Origin of the sequence: Actinomadura vinacea, assembly GCF_039532545.1 — a bacterium.
In the GTDB taxonomy this organism is placed as follows: domain Bacteria; phylum Actinomycetota; class Actinomycetes; order Streptosporangiales; family Streptosporangiaceae; genus Spirillospora; species Spirillospora vinacea.
In genome coordinates, this window is record NZ_BAAARW010000023.1 from 48,856 (window position 1) to 72,649 (window position 23,794).

The window sequence follows — 23,794 nt, forward strand, 5'->3', positions numbered from 1 at the left end:
AGCCGATGACCGGATGTCGTGTGGCGCCGCCCCTGCCGCGGGCGCCGCCGCACGACATGCAGTCCGGACGGGACCGGCTAGGGCCCGTTCAGCGGGTGGCCGGCGCCTCGCCGCGCTTGCCCTGCAGCAGTTGCCGGCGCTTGGCATCCTTGACCGGCCAGGTGTGGGAACCGGGCTTGCGTGCCTCGTCCGCCAGCTGCTTGATGGTGCTCTTGCAAGTGGATTCCTTGAGCTTGGCGCCGAGTCGGCCGCTCAGGTGAAGCCTCGTCGCGGTGTCGTTCCTGTGGGCGAGTTGAAAGATGCCAGCCCGGCGGCCCAGGCTGACGCACATGGCGGCGATCCCCTTGCTGAAATCCGCGGGTCGCTCCCCCGCTATCCGGCTCAGGACCGTGTCGGCGGCGTGCGAGCCCAGAGGAAGCGCGGCCTGGCAGCTCATCCGCAACGGCAGGCCTGATGGGGCCGCCGCATCCCCGGTCGCGACGATCCGCTCATCGTCCACGCTCGTCAACGTCTCGTCGGTGAGCAGGCGCCCCAAAACGTCGGTGCTCAGCCCGCTGCGGCCGGCCAGGGCCGGAACGCCGAAGCCTGCGGTCCAGATCGTCACCGTGCTCGGCAGCTCGCGGCCGTCACTGAGCCGCACGGCATCGCGTGTCACAGTGGTCACCTTCGCGCCGGGGCCGTCGAGCACGGTCACACCGAGCTCGGACAACCCCTTGGCCACCGAGCGCCGCCCCCGCGGATGCAGGTACGGGCCGAGCTGCTCGCCGCACACCAGCGTCACGGTGCGGCCCAGCTCCGCGAGCTCGGCAGCGGTCTCGATACCGAGCGGACCGCCACCGACCACCGTCACCGAGGCGGTAGCGGGTGCGCCGTCGACGACGGACCGCAGTCGCCGCGCCTCTTCCAAGCCGGCGAGCGGATAAGCGAACTCGGCCACTCCGGGCACGCCCGGGTCAGCACTGACACTGCCCACCGCGTAGATCAGATAGTCGTATTCGAGGGGGTCGCCGGTCTCCAGCGTGACGCTGCGCCCGGCCGCGTCGATCCGCGTCACGGTGTCGACCACCAGCCGGACGCCCTCGGCCAGGATCTCTCGGTAGTCGACCACCGCGTCGTCGGAGCCGCCCACCAGCTGGTGCAGGCGGACCCGCTCGACGAAGGTCGGGCGCGGGTTGACCAGCGTCACGGTCACGTCGTCGCGCTGCGTCAGGCGATCGGCGGCCATGACGCCGGCGTACCCGCCGCCGATCACGACCACCTTGGTGTTCCCGGTCATGGTGTCTACTCCGTTCCAGGGGGTTCAGGCACAAGACACCGCATGACCGATCGTTTGTGACATGCGTGAGGCAGATCACCCCCACAGGCGTGGGCTCGGCTACCGGGCTCAGCCCCCTTCAGCGCCGCTGCCGTCCCAGGCTGAAGGGCGTGACACAGACTGCTCATCAGCCGCGTCCGTCCAGCTCGCCGACCACCGCGCGAGAGACGACTAGGCGTGAAGGACGGCTCGTTCCGCTCCGCCATGCTGTCCCTGCCGGAGGAAGCGGAATGCGAGGAGGGCCTGCCAGGACCAAGCGATCGTGATGGCGATGCGCTGAAACAGCCCCGCGAGATCACCTTGGTCTCCCGCCTGACCGAAGGTGACGCTGGAGACCACCATGGCCGTCGCGAAGCCAAGGGCGCTGAGACCGCAGCAGAGCCGCCAAAGAGGCGGGCCCGAGCGTGCGGACACGAAGCAGGCGGCAGTGAGTGCGATAAAGCCGGCCAGCGAGAGGTAGTCGTGCAGCACACCATGCGTAGTGGGTTGGGGGAGCCGGTCGGGGGTTCCGAGCGGGTAGCCGCCGATCGGATCGGCCACGAAGATGCCGGCGCCGAGCAGGCCGGTCGCCCACAGGCCGATGAGGAGCGGTCCCCAGGCCGAGCGCTGCGACGAACGGTGCACGCCGACGGCGAACGCCATCGTCAGCGCGGCGGCGAGGAGGAAGTTGAGGATCTGTAGCCAGCCGCGTTCTCCCAGGGCCAGCGAGCTCACCGGATGGCGTAGCGGGTCGTAGTCCGCGCGAGTGGCGCCTTCGGCGAGATAGATGAGCGTGAACAGCGGGCCGGCGATCGCTCCGCACAACAGCAACGTCCGTGACTGGAACCCCATGGTGTCAATGTAAGTTGACACCATGGGGCTGTCAACCTTGGTTGACATACTTCCCTCGTGCGGTCACACCCCGCTAAGAGGTCCGGGCGGGGTTTGCACCACCGCTGTTTCCGAGTCGGTGGGCGATCAGCAACATCCCGCACGCTCCTCTACCGGGACCGATGAGTTTCGGTTGTTGCCCCGGTCCTCTTCGCTGAACGCGTACAACGTTGCTGAGGGGTAGAGATGCGGGACCTGGTGGTCACCGAGAACATCACGCTGGACGGGGTCATCGACGCTGCAGGGGGCTGGTTCAGCGTCGCCGGTGAGGAGGGTGTCGATCAGTCCGACATCGTGGAGGCGCTGGCCGAGCAGTCGAACGGGGCCGATGCCTTCCTGACCGGGCGGGTGACGTTCGAGGACATGCGGGGCTACTGGCCCGAGCAGGCCGACGACACCACGGGCGTCAGCGACTACCTGAACAGGGTGTCCAAGTACGTGGTCTCCAGCACGATGGGCGACCCGGGGTGGGAGAACTCCACCGTGCTGAGCGGGCCGCTGGAGGAGGAGATCCGGGCGCTCAAGGAGCGGCCGGGCAAGGACATCGTCACGACCGGCAGCATCACGCTGGTCCACTCGTTGATCGCCGCCGGGCTGGTCGACGAGTTCCGGCTCTTTGTGCATCCGGTGGTGCTGGGACGTGGCGCGCGGTTGTTCGAAGGCGAGGGGATTCCGGAGCTGCGGATGGTGGAGGCCCGGCCGTTCCGGTCCGGTGTCGTGCTGCTGCGCTACCGGCGCTGACCGTGCGGGGGCGGCGGCGGGCCGCCGCCCCCTCGGCGTTACCTGAGGTGGTAGCGGGCGGTTTCCTCGTTTGCGTTCAACCGATCGAATCCCGCCTTCTCCAGGACCCGGATCGACGGCGGGTTCGCGAGTTCCACATCGGCGTACACCGTGTGGACGCCCGGGACGGTCAGAGCGTGCCCGGCCAGGGCGCGGGCGGCCTCGGGGGCGTAGCCGAGGCCCCGCCGGGACGGGACGACGCCGTACCCGATCTCCAGGGTGCCGTCGCGGGGCGGCCAGAACAGCCCGATGGAGCCGACCACCAGGCCGGTGTCCCGTTCGACGATCTGGTGCTGCCCGTCGGGGTGCTCGGCGACGACCCCGGCGATGACGCGGTCGCCTTCGGCGGGGAAGTCCGTCGCCCAGTGCGGCAGCCGGACGTTTTCGAGGACGGCGGTGATGTCCTCGGCGGGCCAGGCTCGCAGGACGAGACGGGCGGTGGTCAAGGGTTGGGAGGACACATGATCTCCTGGTCGTTCCGGAACGACCCGGGCCGCGTCAGTCTCGCACGGGCCGGGAAAGGGCATGCCGATGACGGCCGGCGGCGGCCATATTCATCAACCTCCCTGGTCCCGGGACGATCATGTGATCTCGGCACGTTAGCAGGTGGTTAGATGAGGGGCCATGGACGTGACGACGGACGTGCTCGGGCCGGGGTACGAGGCGATCGAGTTGCCGCTCGGCGAGGACGCCGAGGGAGACGTCGTCGCCACGCTCGTGCGGCGCCGCCGCACCGATCCCTCCCGCCGCGCCGTGCTGTACGTGCACGGCTTCGTCGACTACTTCTTTCAGAAGCACCTGGCCGACTTCTACGTCGAGCGGGGCTTCGACTTCTACGCCCTTGACCTGCGCAAGTACGGGCGGTCGCTGCGGCCCCACCAGACGCCCAACGTCGTGCAGAGCCTCAGTGACTACTTTCCGGAGATCGATGAGGCGGTGCGGATCGTCCGGGAGGAGGACGGGCACGACGTCCTGCTGCTCAACGGCCATTCCACAGGCGGCCTTGTGGCGGCGCTGTGGGCGGACCGGGTGAAGGGGCGCGGGCTGGTCGACGGGGTGTTCCTCAACAGCCCCTTCGTGGAACTCAACGAGCCGCTGGTGATGCGGAAGCTGGGCGCGGGCCTGGCCAGGGCACTGGGGCGGCGGTTCCCGAAGGTCAAGCTGCCCGCCGGGGTGTCCGAGCTCTACCCGCGCAGCATCCACCGCGACCACGACGGCGAGTGGGAGTTCGATCTGGAGTGGAAGCCGCTGCTGGGCTTCCCGGTGCGGGCCGGGTGGCTGGCCGCCGTGCGGCGCGGGCAGCTGCGCCTGCACGCCGGGCTCGGCATCGACGTGCCGGTGCTGGTGATGGCGTCGGAGCGCAGCGTCAAGCCCAAGCCGGGCGTCGCCGACCTGTCCAGTGCGGACGCGGTCCTGGACGTGGAGCACATGGCGCGCTGGGCGCCGCGCCTGGGCGGCCATGTGACGCTGGTGCGGATCGAGGGCGGGCTGCACGACCTGGTGCTGTCGGCCGAGCCCGTCAGGGAGCGGGTCTTCGCCGAGCTCGACCGCTGGATGACCGGCTACCTCGGCTGATCAGTCGAGGATCTTCGACAGGTCGAAGTCGTCGAAGTCGGTCACGTTCTGCTGGGCCGCGTTGCCGCCCCGCTCGATGATCAACCCGGCCCAGCCGTGCGACAGCGGACGGTCGGTGTCGGTGTGGTCGAGCACCAGCTCGCCGTTCACCCAGAACCGCAGCTTGATCTCCTTGTGGTCCTTGCCGGGCTCGCACGCGATCTGCAGCCGGTTGGGGCCCTTCTCCTTGAAGCCGGGCACCTCATCGACGTTGGAGAGTTCCTTGGTGCCCTGCGCACCGGCCTGCTTGCGCAGCATCGCGCCCTTGCCGTCCTTGCGGACCAGGAAGGCGTACATCCACTTGGCGCTGCTGTTCTCGTTGCCCCGGCACAGCAGGCCGTACCGGCTGTCGGGACCGCCCTGCACGACCGTGGCGGTGGCGGTGACCAGCATCCGCTGCGGCATCGAGTCGGCCCGCTCCCTGGGGACCAAGCGCACGCGCGACTGGTCGACGCTGTTGGTGTCCAGGCGGTACTTGCCGTCCTTATACCCGTACTGGCCGGTGAACGTGGAGCCGCCGCCCCAGCCCGAGTCGGAGTCGGAGAACTCGTCGGCGAACTCGGTGGCCACCTTCTCGGGCGGCGGGTCCGAGCCGAGGACCGTGACCAGGAGCACGACGGCCGCCACCACGGCCATGACCGCCGCCCCGCCGATGGTCAGGCGCTTGTGCGGGAGGCGCCAGTGCAGGCCGTGCCGGGACGAGGGCGGCGGCGCGGCCGGCGCGGCCGGCGGCGCGGGCGGCTGCTGCCACAACGGAGTCTGCACCACGTCGTCGCGGGTGGGCCCGGCGCCCGGCGGGTCCGCGGCCGGACCGTGCCAGCTCGACTGGACGGTCTCGGCCAGCCGCTCCGGGTCGGCCTGCGCGTGCCCGACCAGCCGGGCCAGCAGCTCCTGCACCGAGGGGCGGTTGCGCGGGTCCTTGTCGAGCGCGGCGGCGACCACGTCCTTCAGCGCGGGATCGAGGCCGTCCAGCTTGGGCGGGTCGTGCGCCACCCGGTAGAAGATCTCTGGGACGGTGCTGCCCGTGAACGGGGCGTGGCCGGTGCCCGCGTAGGCCACCACGCAGCCCCACGAGAACACGTCCGAGGCGGGCGTCACGGCCTCGCCGCGCAGCAGTTCGGGCGGCAGGTAGTTGGGGGTGCCGACGAACTGCCCGGTGCGGGTGGGGCCGTCGGAGGCGTCCAGCGCCCGCGCGATCCCGAAGTCGATCACCCGCGGGCCGGTCGCGGACAGCAGCACGTTGGCGGGCTTGAGGTCGCGGTGCACGATCCCCGCGCCGTGGATCGCCGCCAGCGCCGTCGCCACCCCGACCGCCAGGCCCTCCAGGTCGGAGCCGCGCAGCGCGCCGCGCTCGGCCACCGCGCTCTCCAGGCTCGGGCCCTCGATGTACTCGGTGACGACGTACAGCGGTTCGCGGTCGAGTTCGGCGTCCAGTACCGGGGCGGTGCAGAAGCGGCGCACCAGCCGGGCCGCGGTCACCTCGCGCCGGAACCGCTGCCGGAAGGCGTCCTCGCTGGCCAGCTCGGGGTTGATCACCTTGACGGCGACGTGGTTCCCGGAGGTGTCGTCGGCCAGGAAGACCGTGCCCATGCCGCCGCGGCCGAGCCGGGCCAGTAGCCGGTAGTCACCGAGTTCGCGCGGATCCTCCGGCCCCAGGGCCCCGGAGTTCTCGCCCAGATGCGTGGTCATCGTCCACAAACCTTAGCGGCAGTCCTGGTATGTCGTGCTTGTATGGGTGAGCTCAGAGCCAGCCCGGCAGGTCCTCGCGGGCCATCGCCACGATCCGCTCCACCCGGGCGGAGATCTCGGCCGCGTCCTGGAGGCCGCGGCGCGCGCAGTCCTCGAACGCCACCCGGGCCGCGGCGACGTGGAACGCCACCAGCAGCCGCGGCCGGATGTCGGCGTCCGGATCGACGCCCTGCCGTTCCGCGATCAGCTTCACCAACTGGCCCTCCGCCGCGGAGTGCCGCGCCATCTGCGCCGCCATCAGCGGCGGGTTGGCCTCGATCACCTTGTGGACCTTGCGGAACCGGACGGCGGCGGCCGGGTCGCCGGCGTGGACGGCCGCCAGCACCGCGCGCAGCGACTCGTACAGCGCGATGAGGGGCCGCTCGTCGGGCGGACGGGCGGCCAGCGCGTCCGCCATGAGCTTGTCGTAACCGGCCAGGAAGCCGGTGACCACGTCCTCCTTCGTCGCGAAGTAGCGGAAGAAGGTGCGTTGCGACACCTCGACGGCCGCCACGATCTCGTCGATCGTGGTGGCCTCGTAGCCCCGTTCGAGGAAGAGGTCGAGAGCCGCGTCCACCAGCGCCGTCCTGGTCCGCCGCTTCTTCAGCTCGCGCCGCATAGGGGGTTGTGTATCACGCGGGCGCATCCTCCCGCGGGCCGGAGTGCCTGGTGGGGCGCCAGGTGGGGGTGGGCGTAAGCATGTCATGACCCTTTGTAACGAGCAGATCACAGAAAGTGAGGGCAGGAAGTGGGTGCGCCCACCTTCCCGGAACACCCGAGGCGATCTCCCGTCTCGGGCATGCTGGAGGTGGTCGCCGGTTGTCGCCGTCCGGATACCCCACGTCGCCGGACGGCCCGGGCTTCACACCAGAGGCGGATGATCGTGGCTGTAGTCGGTGCACAGGAGTTCGCCGAGGTCCGGCGCCATCACCTCGCGGCGCTCGCGTACGAGGTCGAGGCCCGCGGCCTGCTGTGGCGGCTGGCCGGCCCCGAGGAGTCGGTGCTGACCGTGCTGGGTCCGCGGACCCGCCGCCGGGCCATGGTCGTGGCCACCCCTGCCGGGGACGGCTGGAGCTACCTGTGGACGGGGGGCGGGATCGCCGACGTGGGCGAGGTCGCGGCCGTCGCCGACCGGCTCGCCCGGCTGCTCGGCTGAGCCGTCCCGGCACCTCGCGCGCCCATTCCGCGGCCGCCCCGGCGTGTCCGGCATCGCCGGTTTGACCTGGGCTTTCGCGGGTATTCGCGGATCAAGCCCGGGGTGATCCCGCCTTGCCTCGCGGGGGTCGCCTTCCCTAGACTCGACTGCGAACGTATGTTCGAGACAGACCGCATGCCTTCCCCTGTGCGGTGATCGACACGACGCAGAGGGCGGGGGAGGCAGATGACGCGCGTGTTCGGCGACCCGGTCGAGGTCTGGACGACCGACGGCCGTCCGGTCCGGTTCGTCTGGCGAGGGCGGCTCTACAGCGTCCGGCGGGTGCTGGAGCACTGGGTCACCACCCGGGACTGGTGGCGCGAACAGCAGCCGGAGGCGGAGGTGACGGGCGAGCGGGAGTTCTGGCGGGTCGAGGCGACGCCCGACCGGGAGATCGGCGTGTACGAGCTGCGCTACGACGCGGCCACCGAAGGGTGGATGCTGTCCCGGGTGTGGGATTGAGGCGCCGTGCACCTGCATGTCGCCTCCTCCTACTCGCTGCGCTTCGGTGTCGCACCGCCGCGCGCGCTCGCCGCGCGCGCCGCCGAGCTGGGCATGGAGACCCTCGCCCTCACCGACCGCGACGGCCTGTACGGCGCGGTCAAGCACGTGCGGGCGTGCCGGGACGCGGGGCTGCGGCCCGTCCTGGGCGCCGACCTCACTGTCGCGCCCGACACCGGGGCCGGCGCGCCGGAGGGCGAGGAGCGGATCGTGGTGCTCGCCACCGGCAAGCGCGGATGGGCCTCGCTGTGCCGCCTGGTCACCGCGGCGCACCTGGCGGGGGAGCGCGGCCGGCCCGTCACGACCAGGGAGCTGGTCGGCGCGCACGCCGACGGGCTGGTGGTCCTGCTCGGGCCCCGGTCGGACGTGGGACGCGCCATCGCCATGCGCCGTCCCGACCTGGCCGCCGCACGGCTGGCGGCCTGGCGGGAGACCGCCGAGACGGTGCTCGAGATCGTCGACCACCACGGCAAGGGGGAGGGCCACCGCGCGGCGCGGATGCTCGCCCTGGCCCGGGAGTCGGGCGTCCCGGCGGTGCTGGCCAACGCGGTCCGCTACCTCGACCCGGCCGACTACCCGGTCGCGCAGGTGCTCGACGTGGCGCGCCGGCTCGCCCCGCTGCACCGCCGGCACCTGGACGACCAGACCGGCCACGCCTACCTCAAGTCGATCCCGCAGATGCGCCGCGTCGCGGAGCTGGTCTGCGGGGCCGACGCCGCGCCCGAGCTGCTGGCGGAGACCCGGCGGCTGTCGGAGCGCTGCGCCCTCGACCCCGGCCGCGACCTCGGCATGGACCGCGTCCACCTGCCCGACACCGGCGACGACCCGCACGGCCGGCTGGTGGCGCGGTGCGGGGAGGGGCTGGCGCGGCGCGGGCTGGAGCGCTCCGCGGAGGCGGCCCGGCGGCTGGCGCACGAGCTGGGCATCATCGCCCGCAAGGGCCTGGCGTCCTACTTCCTCACCGTCGCCGAGGCGGCCCGGCTGATCCGCTCGCTCGGCATCCGCTGCGCCATCCGCGGCTCCGGCGCCGGCAGCCTGGTCAACTACCTGCTCGGCATCGGCGACCTCGACCCGCTCGCGCACGACCTGGTGATGGAGCGGTTCCTGGCCGACAGCCGGCCCGGCCTGCCCGACATCGACCTCGACGTGGAGTCGGCGCGGCGGCTGGACGCCTACCGGGCGCTGTTCGACCGGTTCGGCGCCGACGACGTCGCCTGCGTGTCGATGATGGAGACCTACCGGGCGCGCAGCGCCATCCGCGACGTGGGCGGCGCGGTCGGGCTGCCGCCCGCCGAGATCGACGCGATCGCCAAGGCGTTCCCGCAGGTCCGGGCCCGGCAGATCCGCACCGCCCTGCACGACCTGCCCGAGCTGCGGCAGAGCGGCCTGGCGCACGGGCGGCTGGAGGTGCTGTTCCGGATCGCCGAGCGGCTCGACGGCCTGCCTCGCCACATCGCGATGCACCCCTGCGGCGTCCTGCTGTCCAACAGCACGCTGCGCGACCGCACGCCGCTGGAGCGCAGCATGATCGACTTCCCGATGAGCCAGTTCGACAAGGACGACGTCGAGGCCATGGGGCTGCTCAAACTGGACGTCCTCGGGGTGCGGATGCAGTCGGCGATGGCGCACGCGGTGGCCGAGATCGACCGGACCGGCGGCGGCCGGGTCGACCTGGAGGCCGTCCCGCACGACGACGCCGCCACCTACGAGATGATCTGCACGTCCCGCACGCTCGGCTGCTTCCAGATCGAGTCGCCCGGGCAGCGCGAGCTGGTCGGCAAGCTGCGCCCGCGCACCATGGGCGACCTGGTCATCGACATCTCGCTGTTCCGCCCCGGGCCGGTCAACTCCGACATGGTCTCGCCGTTCCTGGAGGCCCGGCACGGCCGCCGCGACCCCGTCTACCCGCACCCCGACCTGGTCGGGCCGCTGCGGGAGAGCCTCGGGGTGGTGGTGTTCCACGAGCAGGTGCTGCGCGTCCTCGACACCATGACCGGCTGCGGCCTGTCCGACGCCGAGGCGGCCCGCCGCGCCCTGGCCGACGAGCGGGGCCAGGCCGAGGTCGGCGCATGGTTCCGCGAACGCGCCCTGGACCGCGGCTACGACGAGACGACGGTCGCGAAGGTGTGGAAGACGCTCACCGCGTTCGGCGCGTTCGGGTTCTGCAAGGCGCACGCCGCCTCGTTCGCCCTCCCCACCTACCAGTCGGCCTGGCTGAAACGGCACCATCCCGCGGCGTTCTACGCGGGCGTCCTCACCCACGACCCCGGCATGTACCCCAAGCGGGTCATCCTCGACGACGCCCGGCACTTCGGCGTCCCGATCCTGCCGCTGGACGTCGACCACTCCGCCGCCGCCTGGCGGATCGAACCCGCCCCCGGCTCCCCGGACGGCTTCGGCATCCGGGTCGCGCTGAGCGAGGTGCGCGGCATCAGCGGCGCCGAGACGGAACGCATCCTCGCCGGGCGCCCCTACCGCTCGCTGACCGACTTCTGGCGGCGCGCCCACGTCTCCCGGCCCGTCACCGAACGCCTCGTGCTGGCCGGCGCCTTCGACGCCCGCTACGGCATCGGCGCCTCTCCCGCCCCGGTGGACGGCGTGCCGTCCCGCCGCGACCTGCTCGTCCGGGTCGGGGCGCTCGACCGTTCATCGGCGCGGCCCGGCGGCGGAGCGGTCGAGGGGCAGCTGCCCCTGGAGGACACCATGGCGGAAGGGGACGGGGCCGGCACGTTCGAACCGCTCCCGATCGGCGAACTGCCGCCGATGACCCCCGGCGAGATGGTCGAGGCGGAGCTGGAGATCCTCGGCATGGACGTCAGCCGGCACGTGCTGAGCTTCTACGCCGGGCTGCTCGACCGGCTCGGCGTCGTCCGCGCCCGCGACCTGCCCGGCCGCCGCGCCGGCGAGGAACTGCTGGTCGCGGGCGTCAAGGTCGCCACCCAGACCCCGGCGGTACGGTCCGGGCAGCGGGTCATCTTCGCCACCCTCGACGACTCCACCGGCCCGGTCGACCTGGCCTTCTTCGAGTCGGTGCAGGACCGGTGCGCCGCCACCGTCTTCGGGTCGTGGCTGCTGGTCGTGCGGGGCAGGCTGCGCCGTCCGGGCGGACGGGCGGTGTCGCTGACCGGCGCCGACTGCTGGGACCTGGCGGCCCTGTACGAGGCGTGGCGGCAGGGCGGCGACGAGGAACTGCGCCGGGCGATGGCGCCCGCGCGGCAGGGGGAGGGCCCGGCGCGGCCGGCCGTCCGCCGCGTCCTGTACGCCAACGGCTTCGCGATGTCCCCCTACTCCGACATCGGCCACGCCGGCGAGGCCGTCAAGCGGCCGCCGGGCCGGCTCTGGCACGCCAGCGGCGGCAGCTCCGGGCCCGTCCCGCCCTGAGCCGGGGGGCGGGGCTTACGCGTCCCGGCCGATCTGCAGGCGGGTGATCTCGAAGACCGACGCCATGCACAGCGCGGCGGCCAGCGCGTCGCAGGCCGCCGCGGCCACCCCCAGATGCACCGAGAACCGCGCCTCCGCCAGCGTCTGCACGCCGCTGACCGCGAAGAGCCGGGCCAGGCCCACGCCGAACAGGACGAACGCCCACCACCCGGCCACGACCGTCGCGACCAGATGCCGCTGCGCCGTCCGGAACCGGCCGCTGTTGACCCACACGTCGTACACCAGCCGGGGCGGCACCCACAGGTTGGCCGCCGGGGTGATCCACCCGAACAGCACCCACCCGCGGCCGTGCCGGTGCGGGCCGGGGGACTGGCCGTACGCGCGCCACAGCCAGCCCAGGTACAGCAGCCCGGTCACCCCGGCCATGATCGCGCAGATCAGGAAGACGTCGGTGTAGGGCGCCAGCGCGTGCTCGGCGACCACCGGATCGTAGGTGTCGTGGGTGGCCTCGTGCAGCGGCTCGAGCAGCCGGATCAGGCTGAACCCCGAGCCGAGCGCGACGAAGGCGTTGAAGCCGAGCAGCATGAAGACGGCGACGCCGACCGACCGGAAGTCCCGGCGCCGCGCCCACGCCCCGCAGGCCGGGCACCTGGCGACCTCGGTCGGGATGATGTCGCCGCACAGCGCACACGGCATGATCGACACCTCCGAGGACGAGCGGTCTTTGCCGCCCGATGTTCGAAATCCTACGTACCTTTGACCCGCGCCGCCCACCGACGGTTCAAGGTTCAGCCGTGCGTCACCGCGCCCGTGGCGGCCGCCACGCCGATCGCGGCGAGCAGCGACCAGGCGGTCAGGCGGGGCAGCGAACCGGCCCGGAGCAGCCGTTCCGGGCGCAGCCCGGTGACCGCGACCAGCGCCCACCACTCGGCGGCGAGGGCGATCGTGCCGTGCAGCGAGCCGTAGCCGAGGACCGAGCAGTACAGCAGGACCCCGGGTGCGGTGAGCGCGTGGGCGAGCAGCGCCGTCCGGCGGACGAACCCGGACAGGCCGCGGCGCAGGCCCGCCGCGACCGCGCACCAGCCGGCGGCGGCGAGCAGCCAGAGGACCAGGACCGCCACGGGCACGCCGTTGAACGACTCCGGCACCGGCGCCGACCCCTCCCCGTATCCGGTTCGTACGTTCGATGAGCGGGCGTCAGCGCATGAGGCCCGACTCCCAGGCCCAGGCGGCGATCTCGACCCGGTTCCGCGCGCCGAGCTTGCGCTGGACACTGCCCAGGTGCGTCTTCACCGTGGAGAGCGAGACGAACAGCTCCGCGGCGATCTCGTCGTTGGTGCGGCCCCGCGCGACCAGCCGCACCACGTCCAGCTCGCGGCCGGTGAGCGCGTCCCGGGGCGGCGCCGGCCGCGCGGGGACGGCCAGCCGCTCCAGCAGCCGGACGGTGATCGACGGGGAGACCAGCGAGCCGCCGCCGGCCGCGGCCCGAACGGCCTCGACCAGCAGCGCCGGACCGGCGTCCTTGAGCAGGAAGCCGGTCGCGCCGCCGCGCAGCGCGCCGTAGACGTACTCGTCCATTTCGAAGGTGGTGACGATCACCACCCGCAGCGGATCGGGCACCTCCGGGCCGGCCACCAGCCGGGTCGCCTCCAGCCCGTCCATCCGCGGCATCCGGATGTCGAACAGGCACACCTCCGGGCGCAGCCGCCGGGCCAGCCGCACCGCCCGGTCCCCGTCGGCGGCCTCCCCGACCACCTCCATGTCCGGCTGCGAATCGATGATCATCCGGAATCCGGTCCGGACCATCTCCTGGTCGTCGGCGATCAGCACGCGGATGGTCACGGCACCGATTCTCTCAGGGGCCCGGGCCGCCGCGGGCGGGGATGACCGCCACGACCTCCCAGCCGCCCTCGGGACGCGGCCCGGCGCGCAGCCGCCCGCCGATCGCCTCGACCCGTTCGGACAGGCCCGCCAGCCCGAACCCGCCGGACGGCAGACGGCGGCCCCCGCCCCGGCCGTCGTCGCGCACCGCGACCTCCACCGCGCCGTCCGCAGGGGACGGCCGGGTCACGCTCACCTGCACGGCGGTGGCGTCGGAGGCGTGCTTGCGCGCGTTGGTCAACGCCTCCTGCACCACCCGGTGCACCGACGTGGCCGCCTCCGGGGGCAGGTCCCCGAGGCCGGGGTCCAGCGTCAGCTTGGCCGGCGGATCGGAGAACCGCGCGACCAGCTCCTCCACCTGCGCCAGCCCGGCGACGGGACGGGTCCCCGCGCCGGCGGGGGAGCCCGGGTCCCGCTGGGCCTCGCGCAGCAGCCCCACCATCCGGCGCATGGAGGTCAGCGCCTCGGTGCCGGCCGCCTCGATATCGCCGAGCATCCGGACGAGCCGCTCGGGGTCGTGCGCCGCGTCCGTCCCGGCGGTGAACCGCGCGGCCTGCGCCTGCACCACGATCCCGGTCACGTGGTGGGCCACGAAGTCGTGCAGGTCGCGGGCCAGTTCCAGGCGCTCGTCGCGGCGCGCGTCCGCCAGCGTCCGGGTCCGGCGCGCGTCCACCGCCCGCAGGTAGAGCCCGACGCCCAGGGCGACCCCCACCAGCACGGCCAGCGGGGCCGAGAACAGTATGAACGCCTTCACGGTGATGCGCAGCGGCAGCGCCACGACCGCCAGCGCGGACAGCGCGACCAGCGGGACCAGCCGCCGCGGCGGGGACCGCCACACCACCCGGGCGGTCAGCACCAGCAGCGCCAAGAGCTCGATCACGACGCTCGCATTGCCCATCGGGGCGTCGGCTGCCTTGATCAGCAGGGTCACCGCCAGCGACAGCGCGGCGGCGGTCGCCGTCCAGTGCTCCGTCCAGCGCGCCGCCAGCGCCCCCGCGCCCGCGAACCCGGAGAAGACGATCAACGCGCCCTCGCCCGGCTGGTCCGTCCCGATGGCGATCGCGCACAGCAACAGGTACAGAGCCGTGCAGACGCCCGCGGCGGCGCGCAGCAGGCACCCGCCGACCGACCCGACCCTCTCCAGGCGGGATCCCCGCTCGTCCATGGCAGGCAGGCTACGACCCGGCGCCGACGCGCGGATCGGCCATTCGGCCGATCACCGAGCCTTCCGGCCCCCGCGCCCGATGTCGCGGGCTCCGGGGACGGGTATTGGATGGTGCAGAACCAGCACGCCTTGCGGCACCGCCATTACCCTGGCCGCCCCGATGCGGCTTCGACTTTGCCCCCTAGCGCCGCGTGGCCTTGGCGACGACGAGCTTGTGGAAGGTCTTGGCGTCGACCGTCCCCGTCGACTTCAGGCCGGAAGTCTTCTTCTGGAAGCTCATCACGTTGTTCTTGGTCTCTTTGCCGAAAGCGCCGGTGGTCTGCTGGGCGTACCGCTTGCTGAGCAGAACCTGCACAGCCTTGACGCAGTTGTTCGTCTGGCCGTAGCGAATTTTGCTCGCGTTGTCGATGTACAGGCTGTGCCAGGTGACCGCGCCCACCTTGCCGTCCGCCTTCGCTGCGTGCTCCGCGTGCCCTGCCACCTGGTTCGTCTGGTACTTCACGACCTGTTTCGCGGTGTTGGATCCGAAGTTCCCGTTCAGCTGCGGGTTCCCTGGAATGCGGTAGCCGCTACAGTTGAGCATCAATTGCAGGGCGAGGACCTCCTTGCCCTTGGCCCCCTCCTTCCGCACCGTATGAGGGCCGTAGCCCTCATAGTATGCCTGTGTGTCGGCCGAGGTCGGCAAGGCCACCGCCGTACTCGCTGTGACGATCCCAGCGGCGGCCAGTCCCGTGGTCGTGACCCGCCTGATTTTCATTTACCCCCCTTTATGTCGAGCCTCGGGGCGCCGGCTCGGATCATGCACCCCATCCGACCGGTGGTGAACCGTCCCTTGCCGGGGTTGCTTCTTGGCGTAGGGGTACTTGGTCCTGGATTTGACCATCCCGTGGAAGGGCTTGGCGTTGACCACGCCTGTCGGGGGTAGCTGAGGTCATGGTTCGCCTGATATTCATTCGTTCCCCTTTATGTAGACCCTTCCTCTCTTTTTGTCTTTTGGTGAGCCGCTCCCTTTCTAGCATTACTCGACGGATTGGGGTATGTCATCCGAAGAATCTCAAGGGTGTGTACAAAAGTGCAAAAATGTCGTTTTGTTTGGTGACTTTGAGTCCGCGAAGTGTTGATTGTGTGACGACCGGCGCCGTGCCCTGGGCCGGTGCGCCGGCCTTGCTCGCGGTCACGGCCGTCGGGGGCGCTCGGGGTGGGGGTGCCGAGTTGCCCGGTGCTGCGCTCTGTCATCGCCGATCAGTCTCTGGGTGACCGAGGGTGACGGGCGGGGTGGGGGAACATGCGTTCGAAAAAATGTCGGTGGCGGGGCGTAAGTTAGCAGCGTGATTCGGGGTACACACCGGAATAAGCGTCGAACCGGTGAGCTTGTTCGATGCGTACCTCCGGGTACATCCCGTTCCGGCGGAGCGGGCCCTCAGGGGGAGGGCGCGTCCGCCGGGTCGCAGAAAGGGGTAGTGGCAGTGAGCGCAGCGACCGGCACCTTCCACCTCTCTCACCCGCGGCTGTACGGGCCCGCCGAGCGGACCGTCATCGAGCCGTGGCTCACCCAGCCGGCCCATCAGACGATGAACGCCTACGCCGAGGTGGCGCAGGCGGAGGTCGTCACCGCGGAGGACGCCGCCGCGCTGCTGGCCGTGGTCGAGAGGTTGCGCACTCCGCGGCCCGCGCACCGCACCGTGCTGGCAGAGGCCGCCTAGACGCCGCACCCGCCCGGAGTCCGACCCGCTTGCAGTGGGGAGGGGTGGAGATTCCGCCCCTCCCCTTTTCGTTGCCTGGCCGTCTCATATGGCAAGACATGTTTCTCGAATAGTGGGCGGCCGGTCTAATGTCGGGGCATCGGCGAGATGTGAGGGGTGATCCCGATGGCCTACGTCCACGGCCACCACGCGACGGTCCTGAGCTCCCATCAGTGGCGCACGGTGGAGAACTCGGCGGGCTACCTGATCGAGCACCTGCGTGCCGGGCTCGAGGTCCTGGACGTGGGGTGCGGCCCCGGCACGATCACCGCGGGGCTCGCCGAGCGCGTCGCGCCCGGCACGGTCACCGCCGTCGACGCCGCCGCCGAAATCCTGGAGGAGGCGCGGCGTACCGCCGCGGAGCGGGGTGTTCAGAACGTCGAGTTCGCGGTCGCCGATGTGCACGCGCTGGACTTTCCCGATGGCGCGTTCGACGTCGTCCATGCCCACCAGGTCCTGCAGCACGTGCCCGACCCGGTACGCGCGCTGGGCGAGATGCGCAGGGTGTGCCGTCCCGGGGGCGTGGTGGCGGTGCGCGACGCCGACTTCGGCGGCATGGTCTGGTACCCCCGTCCGCCCGGCATGGACGACTGGCTCCCCGTCTACTGCGAGGTGGCGCGCGCGAGCGGAGGGGAGCCCGAGGGGGGCCGCCGGCTGGTGGCGTGGGCGCGCGCCGCCGGCTTCACCGACGTCACCGCGAGCGCCTCCGCCTGGTGCTACTCCACGCCGGAGGAGCGCGAGTGGTGGAGCGGATCGTGGGGCGGCCGCATGGTCAGTTCGGACGTGGCGGAGCGGGCCGTGGCGGGCGGCCACGCCACCCGGGACGAGCTGGAGCGGATCCGCGCGGGCTGGAAGGAGTGGGCGGCCGCCGACGACGGCTGGTTCGCGGTCGTCCACGGCGAGATCCTCTGCCGGAAATGACGGTCCAGAATGACCGGAACGCCCGTTTTATTGACCGCACGGTCGATAGCGGCCTACGGTCGGCCCCATGCGCACCAGGGACCCGGCGGGCAAGCGGCGGGCGCTGGTGGCGGCGGGGCTGGCGCTGGCCGAACGGGACGGGCTCAGCGGGCTCAGCGTCAACCGGGTGGTCACGGCCGCGGGCATCGCCAAGGGCAGTTTCTTCCACCTCTTCGGCGACCGCGCGTCCTACCTGATCGAGCTGCACCGCGGCTTCCACGACCGGCTGGCGGCCCGCACCGCCGCGGCCATCGCGGGCGCCGAGCCGGGGGCGGGACGGCTTCTCACCGGCACCCGGGCCTATCTGGACGGCTGCCTGCGCGAGCGGGCCACCCGGGCGCTGCTCGTCGAGGCCCAGGCCGAGCCCGCGATCGTGGTGGAGGCGGCCCGCCGCGGCCGCATGTTCGCGCGGATCGCCGAGCCGGACTTCGCCGCGATGGGGTGCCCGCACCCGCCCGAGTCCGCCCGGCTCTGGGTTGTGATGGTCCGCGAGGTCGCGGTCGCCGAATCAGAGTCAGGAGCCGCGCTGGACGGGCTGCGTGCCGCGCTACGGCGCTATCTGGGGAGGGGAACGACATGATCAGACGGGTCGAGACCGCGCTGGGGGCGGTGGCGGTGACCGTGGCGGGCCAGGGGCCGCCCCTGTTGCTGCTGCACGCCAATCCGGGCTGCCACCGCGACTTCGACGCGGTCGTCCCCGCGCTGTCGCAGCGGTACACCACCTACGGCGTCGACTGGCCCGGGTACGGCGATTCGGCCCGCCCCGAGAGGACGCCGTCGGCGATGGCGTTCGCGGAGATCGTCCCGGAGATCGTCGACGCGCTCGGCCCGGACCCGGTCGCGCTGATCGGCAGCAGCGTGGGCGGCTACGCGGCGGCCCGGTTCGCGATCGAGCACCCGGACCGGGTGTCGGCGCTGGTGCTGGTCGGCAGCGGCGGGTTCACCACGCTCAACCCCGCCACCCGCGGCTTCATCCGGCTGATGGGCACCACCGTGTCGATGCGGCTGCTGTCGGGCCGGCTGCCCCGCTTCTACCTGCGCCGCCGCACCCCGGTGGTGCGCGAGATGATCGCCCGGGACGTCGCCCGCCGCCGCGACCCGGGCGCGAACGAAGTGGCGGCCGCGCTCTGGCGGAGCTTCGCCGCGCCCGAGCACGACCTGCGGGCGGGCGCCGAGACGATCACCGCGCCGACCCTGCTGGTCTGGGGCGCCCTCGATCCGATGGTCGGCATGGACGCCCCCGGCGTGCGCAGGGCGATACCCGGCGCGACCTGGCGGACGATGCCGACCGGCCACGCGCCGTTCGCCGAGGCGCCGGCGCGGTTCCTGGGGGCGGTGCTGCCGTTCCTGGACGCGGCCGTCGTCGCCGCTTAGAACGGGCCGGTCAGCTCGCCGAGCGCGTCGGTGAGCTTCAAGTTGTGCGAATAGTTCACCGGGACCGTGATGACCGAGACGCCGTCGCCGGCGAGCGCCTTGCGCAGCGTGGGCAGCAGCTCGCCGGCGGCGCCGATCCGGTGCCCCTTGGCCCCGAAGCTCTCGGCGTACTTGACGAAGTCGGGGTTGGCGAACTTGATCGCGGTGCTGCGGCCCAGCTCCAGGTCCATCTTCCACTCGATCAGGCCGTACGCGCCGTCCTCCCAGATCAGCACGGTGATCGGGACGTTCTCCCGGACCGCGGTCTCCAGCTCCTGGGAGTTCATCAGGAACGCGCCGTCGCCGGTGGCGGCCAGCACCCTGCGGTCGGGACGGGCCAGCTTGGCGGCGATCGCGCCCGGTACCGCGAACCCCATCGACGACAGCCCGTTGGAGACCAGCAGCGTGTTCGGCTCGTAGGTCGGGTACGTGCGGGCCATCCACATCTTCACCGCGCCGGTGTCGGCCAGCACGATGTCGTGGCGGCCCATCGCCTCCCGGATGTCGGAGACCACCCGCAGCGGCGACAGCGGGAAGCCGTCGTCGGCGCGGCCCCGCTCCAGCTCCTCCCGCAGCATCCGGCGGATCTTCCGGCCGGTGCCGTTGACGTCGAACCGGCGGTGCACCGACTCGGCGAGCGCGCGCAGCGACCGCGAGATGTCGCCCTGGATGCCGACCTCGACCGGGTAGTGGTCGTCCACCTCGGCGGCGGACCGGTGAATGTGGATGATCTTCTTGTCGGCGTCCGGGTTGACCTTGACCGGGTCGAACTCCTGCAGCTCGTACCCGACCGCGATCAGCACGTCCGCCTCGTCGAAGCCGTAGTTGACGTAGTCGTGGCGCATGAACCCGACCGCGCCGAGCGCGTGCGGGTGGTCGTCGGGGAAGACGCCCTTGCCGTTGAAGGTGGTCGCCACCGGCACCCCGAGCTGCTCGGCGAACCCGACCAGCGCCTGGGACGCGCCGTCGCGGGCGGCGCCGTGCCCGGCCAGCACGATCGGCCGCCGGGCCAGCGCGATGACGTCGGCGGCGCGGGCGATCTGCGCCGGGGACGGCTCCTGCGGCCGCACCACGTTGACCGGCAGCGGGCCCAGCCCGGACGGCACCGCGGCCTTCTCGACGTCCTCGGGGATGGCGAGGTAGACCGCGCCGGGCCGTTCGGTCTGCGCGGTCTTGAACGCCTTGCGGACCATCTCCGGCAGCGCCTCGGCGGTGGGCGCCAGCTCCGCCCACTTGGTGATCGGGCGGAACAGCGAGACCAGGTCGACGACCTGGTGCGACTCCTTGTAGATGCGGTCCAGCCCGACCTGCGCGGAGATCGCCACGACCGGGGTGCTGTTGGTGGTGGCGTCGGCCACCCCGAGCTGCAGGTTGATCGCGCCGGGGCCGAGCGTCGCCGAGGCCACCCCGGCCTTGCCGGTCAGCCTGCCGTAGATCTCGGCCATGAACGCCGCGCCCTGCTCGTGCCGGACCAGGACGTAGCGGATCGGCGAGTCGCGCAGCGCGTCGACGAAGTGGATGTTCTCCTCGCCGGGCAGTCCGAAGACGTACTCGACGCCCTCGGCCTCCAGCGTGCGGACCAGCAGCCGGGCGGCGCCTGCCTGCGCGGACATCGTCGTCCCCTCCCGTTTCCTCGACCTCGTGGGCATCGGCTACAGCACCGGCGGGGGACCGCTCATTCCCTCGCTCCCCATGCCCGGTCCAGGGGGATCGACCCGCGGCGCGGGTCAGCCGCGGACCAGGTCCCGGAGGGCGCGCAGCGTCGGCTCGTCCTTGACACCGCCGAGGAGCAGCGTGGTGACCGGGCTGTCGCGCCACAGCTGCAGCCGCTCCTTGATCCGGCCGATCGGGCCGAGCAGCGAGATCGAGTCGGCCAGCTCGTCCGGCACCGCGCGGATCGCCTCGTCCCGCCGTCCGGACAGGAACAGCTCCTGGACCCGCGCGGCCTGCTCGCCGTACCCGAGCCGGCCGATGAGGTCGAGATGGAAGTTGCGGTCCTTGGCGCCCATCCCCCCGATGTAGAACGCCAGCGGGATCTTGGCGAACTCCAGCGCGGCGGGCAGGTCGTCGGTGACGATCGTGGTGACGGTGGCGGCGATCTCGAAGCCGTCCGGGCGGCCCGCGAGCGACTCGCCGTAGACGGTGTCCACCTGCGCCGGGTCGATGAACATCGGCAGCCAGCCCTGCGCGATCTCCGCCGCCAGCGCCACGTTCTTCGGCCCTTCCGCGCCCAGGTAGAGCGGGATCTCCGGACGCACGGGATGGACGATCGACTTCAGCGGCTTGCCGAGGCCCGTGCCGCCCGGGTACGGCAGCGGGTGGTGCGGGCCGTCGTTGGTGACCGGCTCCGCGCGCCGCCAGACCTTGCGGAGGATGTCGAAGTACTCGCGGGTGCGGGCGAGCGGCTTGGGGAAGGGCACGCCGTACCAGCCCTCGACCACCTGCGGCCCGGACGCGCCGAGGCCGAGGGCGACCCGTCCGCCCGACAGCGCGTCGAGGGTGAGGGCGTGCATGGCGGTGGCGGCCGGGGTGCGGGCCGACATCTGCACCACGGCGGTGCCCAGCCCGATCCTGGACGTGCGGGCGGCGTACCAGGTGAGCGGGGTGAAGGCGTCCGAGCCGTAGGCCTCGGCGGTGAACACCGAGTCGTAGCCGAGCCGTTCGGCGGCCAGCACCGTCTCGGTGTGGTCCTCGGGGTCGCGCTGCCAGTACCCGACGTGGATGCCGAGCTTGAGTTCCGCGGTCATCGGTCGCCCTCCGCTCATCGACGCACCGCGATACTAGAACACGTTCTACTTCGTGTGCAGGGGCGGGGCCGGGCCGGGCCGCCCGTGGACGGCCCGAGGGGCCGCGCGTGATCGCCGCGACCCCTCGGGGAGACACCGCGTGACGCGGTCCGGATCGCCGGTCAGACGTTCCGGACGGCGGTGAGGAACCGGTCCCACTCGGCCCGCGAGAACTTCAGGGCCGGGCCGTGCGGATCCTGCGAATCGCGCACCGCCCGGCGGTCGCCGTTCAGGGCGGCGACCTCGACGCACTGATCGCCGCTCCCGCTGTGGGAGGACTTGCGCCATCGGGCTCGGGTGAGATCGTCGGACGGGTGGTTCACGGGCTGCTCCTTGCTGCCTCGGCGATGAGGTGCGCGGATTCCTCGGGGGCGAGGGCCGCCGCCGCGATCCGGGCGAAACGATCCCCATGTGATGCTATTGCCTCGGCGCTTTCAAGATAAACGTCGCCCATCGTCCCCTCTACGTAGGCGATATCGGGGTCGGCGGGGTCGGGAAACGAAAGGATCGTGAAACGTCCGTCAAGTCCGGCATGCTCCCTTATGTCGAACGGCAGCACCTGGAGGGTGATCTCGGGCCGGTCCGCCGCCTCCGCCAGCGCGGCCAGCTGCGCCGCCATGACCTCGTGCCCGCCGATCGGACGGCGCAGCACGCTCTCGTCGAAGATCAGGTGCACCCGCGGCGCCTGCTCGCGGTCCAGCAGCGCCTGCCGGGCCTTGCGGGCGTCGATCCGGCGCTCGATGTCCTCGGGGGTGGGCAGCAGCCGGCCCGCGGTGATCACGGCACGGGCGTAATCCTCCGTCTGGAGCAGCCCATGGATCAGCTGCGGGTCCCAGGTGCGGATCTGGGACGCCTCGTCCTCCAGGGCCACGTAACTGCCGGTGAACACGTCCGCGTAGGCGGTCCACCAGCCGCGCTGGCCCGCCTCCCGCGCCAGGTTGATGAGGGCGTCCCGCCCGGGGCTGGGCACGCCGTACAGGTTGAGTATGTCCGCGATGTCGTTGGGCTTGGGCCGGGTCTGCCCCGTCTCCAGCCGCGAGACGGTGGCCCGCGACCAGTCCAGCCGGTCCGCCACCTCCTGCAGGGTGAGCCCCTGCTCCTCTCGCAGCCTGCGAAGCTCCCGCGCCAGCCGGCGACCGCGCACCGTGGGCCGATAGGTCATGAGCCGAGAGTCTCCCGATTCGGTCCGTTCCGTACAACACAAATGACCATGCCGGTAACGGCAATCTGCCGAAGGATGTTGCGTGACTGAGATTCTCACGCAAAGCTGAGGAAATGTGACCGCATGTGAGCGGAACGTAACGGTGGCAGGAGGGTCCTGTGAAGACCTCGCCAGAGACGGTCGGCGCCGTCCGGGGCATCGCCGGTGCCGACGATCCCGAAGGTGGGCCCCCGACGCCCCGTTCCACCGGCGCGCGCGCCCGGGAGGGAGCCCCAGGGGAGGCGGCGGCACCGGTCGTCCCGGTGTACTGCGGGCCGCCGCTCGGGTGCGTCTGGGTGCTCCCTGAGGGCCCGGAGTGCGCGGGCTATGCCCGTGCCGTGCTGGGGGAGGCGCTGGCCGCGGCGGGCGCGCCCCGTGCCGCCATCGCCGACGCGCGGCTGATGGCCAGCGAGCTGGCCACCAACGCCTTCCAGCACGCGCCCGGCCACGGCCCGCACGAGCTGTGGCTCTACGCCGGTGCGCCCGGCGAGCGCACCGGCGCCGTCCCCGGCCAGGTGCGGTGCGCGGTCTTCGACCGCCAGGCCGCCGGCCGCCTGCCCGCCTACTCGTGGACCTCCGGCGACCACGGCCGCGGGCTGAGCATCGTCCGGGAGCTGTCGGACGGCCGCTGGGGCATACTCCGCACGCTGTCGCGGTGCGTGCCGCGGGTGCGCGGCAAGGCCGTCTGGTTCGCGATCCCCGCGGTCGTCCACCTCCCGGCCGAACTGCTCCACCCGCCGAACGGGAAGATCGTGCCCCTCCCGGCCACTGCGGTGCCGCCGCTCGGCTGACGCGCTGTGTTCATGCAATCCCGGCCCAGGACGCTCGCCTGGCGGCTCGCACCCTGACCGTGCTTGGTGCGAGCGCGACATCGCTTCGCGATCTGGCCGGTGCAGCTCGCCTCCGGCGTCGCCGCACCGGCCAGGTAGCGCGCTCGCGCGGTACCTGGGGCCACGTCGAGACAGGCCTTTGTAGAACACGTTCTTGACGTGGGGTCCGGGAAGGGCGCCGGAGCACTCTCACCCCTCCGCGGCTTGGGTCGTTTATGCCTGTATGTCATCCTGTGCAGGCGACGGAAGCGGAGGAACCCGGTGCGAATCCGGGGCTGTCCCGCAACTGTGACCATGGGGAGCTCCCCTCACGTACAGCCACGGCGGCGACGCTGGAAGGCTGAGGAGGAGTGGCGATCCGGGAGCCAGGAGACTCCGGCCGTCGAAGGGACGCGGGCACCGCCAAGCCTTGGGGGGCGTCCCTTGGAAGGA

General features: G+C 72.0%; 24 protein-coding genes and 1 riboswitch. Of the genes, 10 read left to right on the forward strand and 14 right to left on the reverse strand.

Going from position 1 to position 23,794, the window contains the following annotated elements; all coding sequences use genetic code 11:
- Window positions 1-88: 88 nt before the first annotated feature.
- Window positions 89-1,276, reverse strand: a complete 1,188-nt coding sequence (locus tag ABD340_RS30935) for an NAD(P)/FAD-dependent oxidoreductase (protein WP_344593736.1) — start codon at window positions 1,274-1,276, stop codon at window positions 89-91.
- A 210-nt stretch (window positions 1,277-1,486) separates the two neighbouring features.
- Complete coding sequence (locus tag ABD340_RS30940; protein WP_344593738.1) at window positions 1,487-2,146, reverse strand: DUF998 domain-containing protein; 660 nt, start codon at window positions 2,144-2,146, stop codon at window positions 1,487-1,489.
- Window positions 2,147-2,371: 225 nt separating this feature from the next.
- Here ABD340_RS30940 and ABD340_RS30945 point away from each other — a divergent pair, with 225 nt between their 5' ends.
- Window positions 2,372-2,926, forward strand: a complete 555-nt coding sequence (locus tag ABD340_RS30945) for a dihydrofolate reductase family protein (protein ID WP_344593740.1) — start codon at window positions 2,372-2,374, stop codon at window positions 2,924-2,926.
- A 38-nt stretch (window positions 2,927-2,964) separates the two neighbouring features.
- Here ABD340_RS30945 and ABD340_RS30950 read toward each other — a convergent pair whose 3' ends face one another.
- Window positions 2,965-3,426, reverse strand: coding sequence for a GNAT family N-acetyltransferase (locus ABD340_RS30950; protein WP_344593742.1), 462 nt, complete (start codon window positions 3,424-3,426; stop codon window positions 2,965-2,967).
- 163 nt (window positions 3,427-3,589) lie between these two features.
- Between ABD340_RS30950 and ABD340_RS30955 the strand changes: the two genes are divergently transcribed.
- On the forward strand, window positions 3,590-4,540 hold the full coding sequence (locus ABD340_RS30955; RefSeq protein WP_344593744.1) for an alpha/beta hydrolase: 951 nt from the start codon (window positions 3,590-3,592) through the stop codon (window positions 4,538-4,540).
- Here ABD340_RS30955 and ABD340_RS30960 read toward each other — a convergent pair whose 3' ends face one another.
- Window positions 4,541-6,268, reverse strand: a complete 1,728-nt coding sequence (locus tag ABD340_RS30960; RefSeq protein WP_344593746.1) for a serine/threonine-protein kinase — start codon at window positions 6,266-6,268, stop codon at window positions 4,541-4,543. It lies immediately after the preceding gene.
- Window positions 6,269-6,320: 52 nt separating this feature from the next.
- The gene (locus ABD340_RS30965; RefSeq protein ID WP_344593747.1) at window positions 6,321-6,926 is read right to left on the reverse strand and encodes a TetR family transcriptional regulator; all 606 of its coding nucleotides are present in this window, start codon (window positions 6,924-6,926) and stop codon (window positions 6,321-6,323) included.
- A 264-nt stretch (window positions 6,927-7,190) separates the two neighbouring features.
- On the opposite strand from ABD340_RS30965, the gene ABD340_RS30970 reads away from it, so the two are divergent.
- The 3 genes from ABD340_RS30970 to ABD340_RS30980 all read left to right on the forward strand — a co-directional run bounded on the left by ABD340_RS30970 (window position 7,191) and on the right by ABD340_RS30980 (window position 11,384).
- Window positions 7,191-7,463, forward strand: coding sequence for a hypothetical protein (locus ABD340_RS30970; protein WP_344593749.1), 273 nt, complete (start codon window positions 7,191-7,193; stop codon window positions 7,461-7,463).
- A gap of 225 nt (window positions 7,464-7,688) precedes the next feature.
- Window positions 7,689-7,964: a DUF6504 family protein gene (locus tag ABD340_RS30975; RefSeq protein ID WP_344593751.1), complete on the forward strand. Its 276-nt coding sequence runs from the start codon at window positions 7,689-7,691 to the stop codon at window positions 7,962-7,964.
- 6 nt (window positions 7,965-7,970) lie between these two features.
- Entirely contained in the window at window positions 7,971-11,384 is a 3,414-nt protein-coding gene (locus ABD340_RS30980) for a DNA polymerase III subunit alpha (protein ID WP_344593753.1), read from the forward strand.
- Between the two features lie 15 nt (window positions 11,385-11,399).
- Here the strand turns inward: ABD340_RS30980 and ABD340_RS30985 are convergent, their stop codons facing one another.
- The 5 genes from ABD340_RS30985 to ABD340_RS31005 all read right to left on the reverse strand — a co-directional run bounded on the left by ABD340_RS30985 (window position 11,400) and on the right by ABD340_RS31005 (window position 15,187).
- Complete coding sequence (locus ABD340_RS30985; protein WP_344593755.1) at window positions 11,400-12,080, reverse strand: DUF4328 domain-containing protein; 681 nt, start codon at window positions 12,078-12,080, stop codon at window positions 11,400-11,402.
- Between the two features lie 92 nt (window positions 12,081-12,172).
- Window positions 12,173-12,532, reverse strand: coding sequence for a hypothetical protein (locus ABD340_RS30990; protein WP_344593756.1), 360 nt, complete (start codon window positions 12,530-12,532; stop codon window positions 12,173-12,175).
- A gap of 49 nt (window positions 12,533-12,581) precedes the next feature.
- Entirely contained in the window at window positions 12,582-13,226 is a 645-nt protein-coding gene (locus ABD340_RS30995; RefSeq protein ID WP_344593758.1) for a response regulator, read from the reverse strand.
- A 13-nt stretch (window positions 13,227-13,239) separates the two neighbouring features.
- The gene (locus tag ABD340_RS31000; protein ID WP_344593759.1) at window positions 13,240-14,430 is read right to left on the reverse strand and encodes a sensor histidine kinase; all 1,191 of its coding nucleotides are present in this window, start codon (window positions 14,428-14,430) and stop codon (window positions 13,240-13,242) included.
- Between the two features lie 181 nt (window positions 14,431-14,611).
- Complete coding sequence (locus ABD340_RS31005; RefSeq protein ID WP_344593761.1) at window positions 14,612-15,187, reverse strand: peptidoglycan-binding domain-containing protein; 576 nt, start codon at window positions 15,185-15,187, stop codon at window positions 14,612-14,614.
- A 709-nt stretch (window positions 15,188-15,896) separates the two neighbouring features.
- Here ABD340_RS31005 and ABD340_RS31010 point away from each other — a divergent pair.
- The 4 genes from ABD340_RS31010 to ABD340_RS31025 all read left to right on the forward strand — a co-directional run bounded on the left by ABD340_RS31010 (window position 15,897) and on the right by ABD340_RS31025 (window position 18,506).
- Window positions 15,897-16,133, forward strand: coding sequence for a hypothetical protein (locus ABD340_RS31010; protein WP_344593763.1), 237 nt, complete (start codon window positions 15,897-15,899; stop codon window positions 16,131-16,133).
- 165 nt (window positions 16,134-16,298) lie between these two features.
- Window positions 16,299-17,093 (forward strand): methyltransferase domain-containing protein, encoded by a 795-nt coding sequence (locus ABD340_RS31015; RefSeq protein ID WP_344593765.1) that lies wholly within the window; start codon window positions 16,299-16,301, stop codon window positions 17,091-17,093.
- Between the two features lie 67 nt (window positions 17,094-17,160).
- Entirely contained in the window at window positions 17,161-17,712 is a 552-nt protein-coding gene (locus ABD340_RS31020; RefSeq protein WP_344593766.1) for a TetR family transcriptional regulator, read from the forward strand.
- A complete protein-coding gene (locus ABD340_RS31025; protein ID WP_344593768.1) occupies window positions 17,709-18,506 on the forward strand; it encodes an alpha/beta fold hydrolase in 798 nt (265 codons plus the stop codon). Before ABD340_RS31020 ends, ABD340_RS31025 begins: the two co-directional genes overlap by 4 nt.
- On the opposite strand, the gene ABD340_RS31030 is transcribed toward ABD340_RS31025, so the two are convergent.
- The 4 genes from ABD340_RS31030 to ABD340_RS31045 all read right to left on the reverse strand — a co-directional run bounded on the left by ABD340_RS31030 (window position 18,503) and on the right by ABD340_RS31045 (window position 22,493).
- The gene (locus ABD340_RS31030) at window positions 18,503-20,158 is read right to left on the reverse strand and encodes an acetolactate synthase large subunit (protein ID WP_344593770.1); all 1,656 of its coding nucleotides are present in this window, start codon (window positions 20,156-20,158) and stop codon (window positions 18,503-18,505) included. The genes ABD340_RS31025 and ABD340_RS31030 overlap by 4 nt on opposite strands.
- 114 nt (window positions 20,159-20,272) lie before the next feature.
- Window positions 20,273-21,292, reverse strand: coding sequence for an LLM class F420-dependent oxidoreductase (locus ABD340_RS31035; RefSeq protein WP_344593772.1), 1,020 nt, complete (start codon window positions 21,290-21,292; stop codon window positions 20,273-20,275).
- A 161-nt stretch (window positions 21,293-21,453) separates the two neighbouring features.
- A complete protein-coding gene (locus ABD340_RS31040; RefSeq protein WP_344593773.1) occupies window positions 21,454-21,654 on the reverse strand; it encodes a DUF397 domain-containing protein in 201 nt (66 codons plus the stop codon).
- Window positions 21,651-22,493 (reverse strand): helix-turn-helix domain-containing protein, encoded by an 843-nt coding sequence (locus ABD340_RS31045; RefSeq protein WP_344593774.1) that lies wholly within the window; start codon window positions 22,491-22,493, stop codon window positions 21,651-21,653. The genes ABD340_RS31040 and ABD340_RS31045 overlap by 4 nt, the downstream gene beginning before the upstream one ends.
- Before the next feature lie 158 nt (window positions 22,494-22,651).
- On the opposite strand from ABD340_RS31045, the gene ABD340_RS31050 reads away from it, so the two are divergent.
- A complete protein-coding gene (locus tag ABD340_RS31050; protein ID WP_344593775.1) occupies window positions 22,652-23,323 on the forward strand; it encodes an ATP-binding protein in 672 nt (223 codons plus the stop codon).
- A 290-nt stretch (window positions 23,324-23,613) separates the two neighbouring features.
- Window positions 23,614-23,738: riboswitch (cobalamin riboswitch) on the forward strand.
- Window positions 23,739-23,794: the final 56 nt, after the last annotated feature.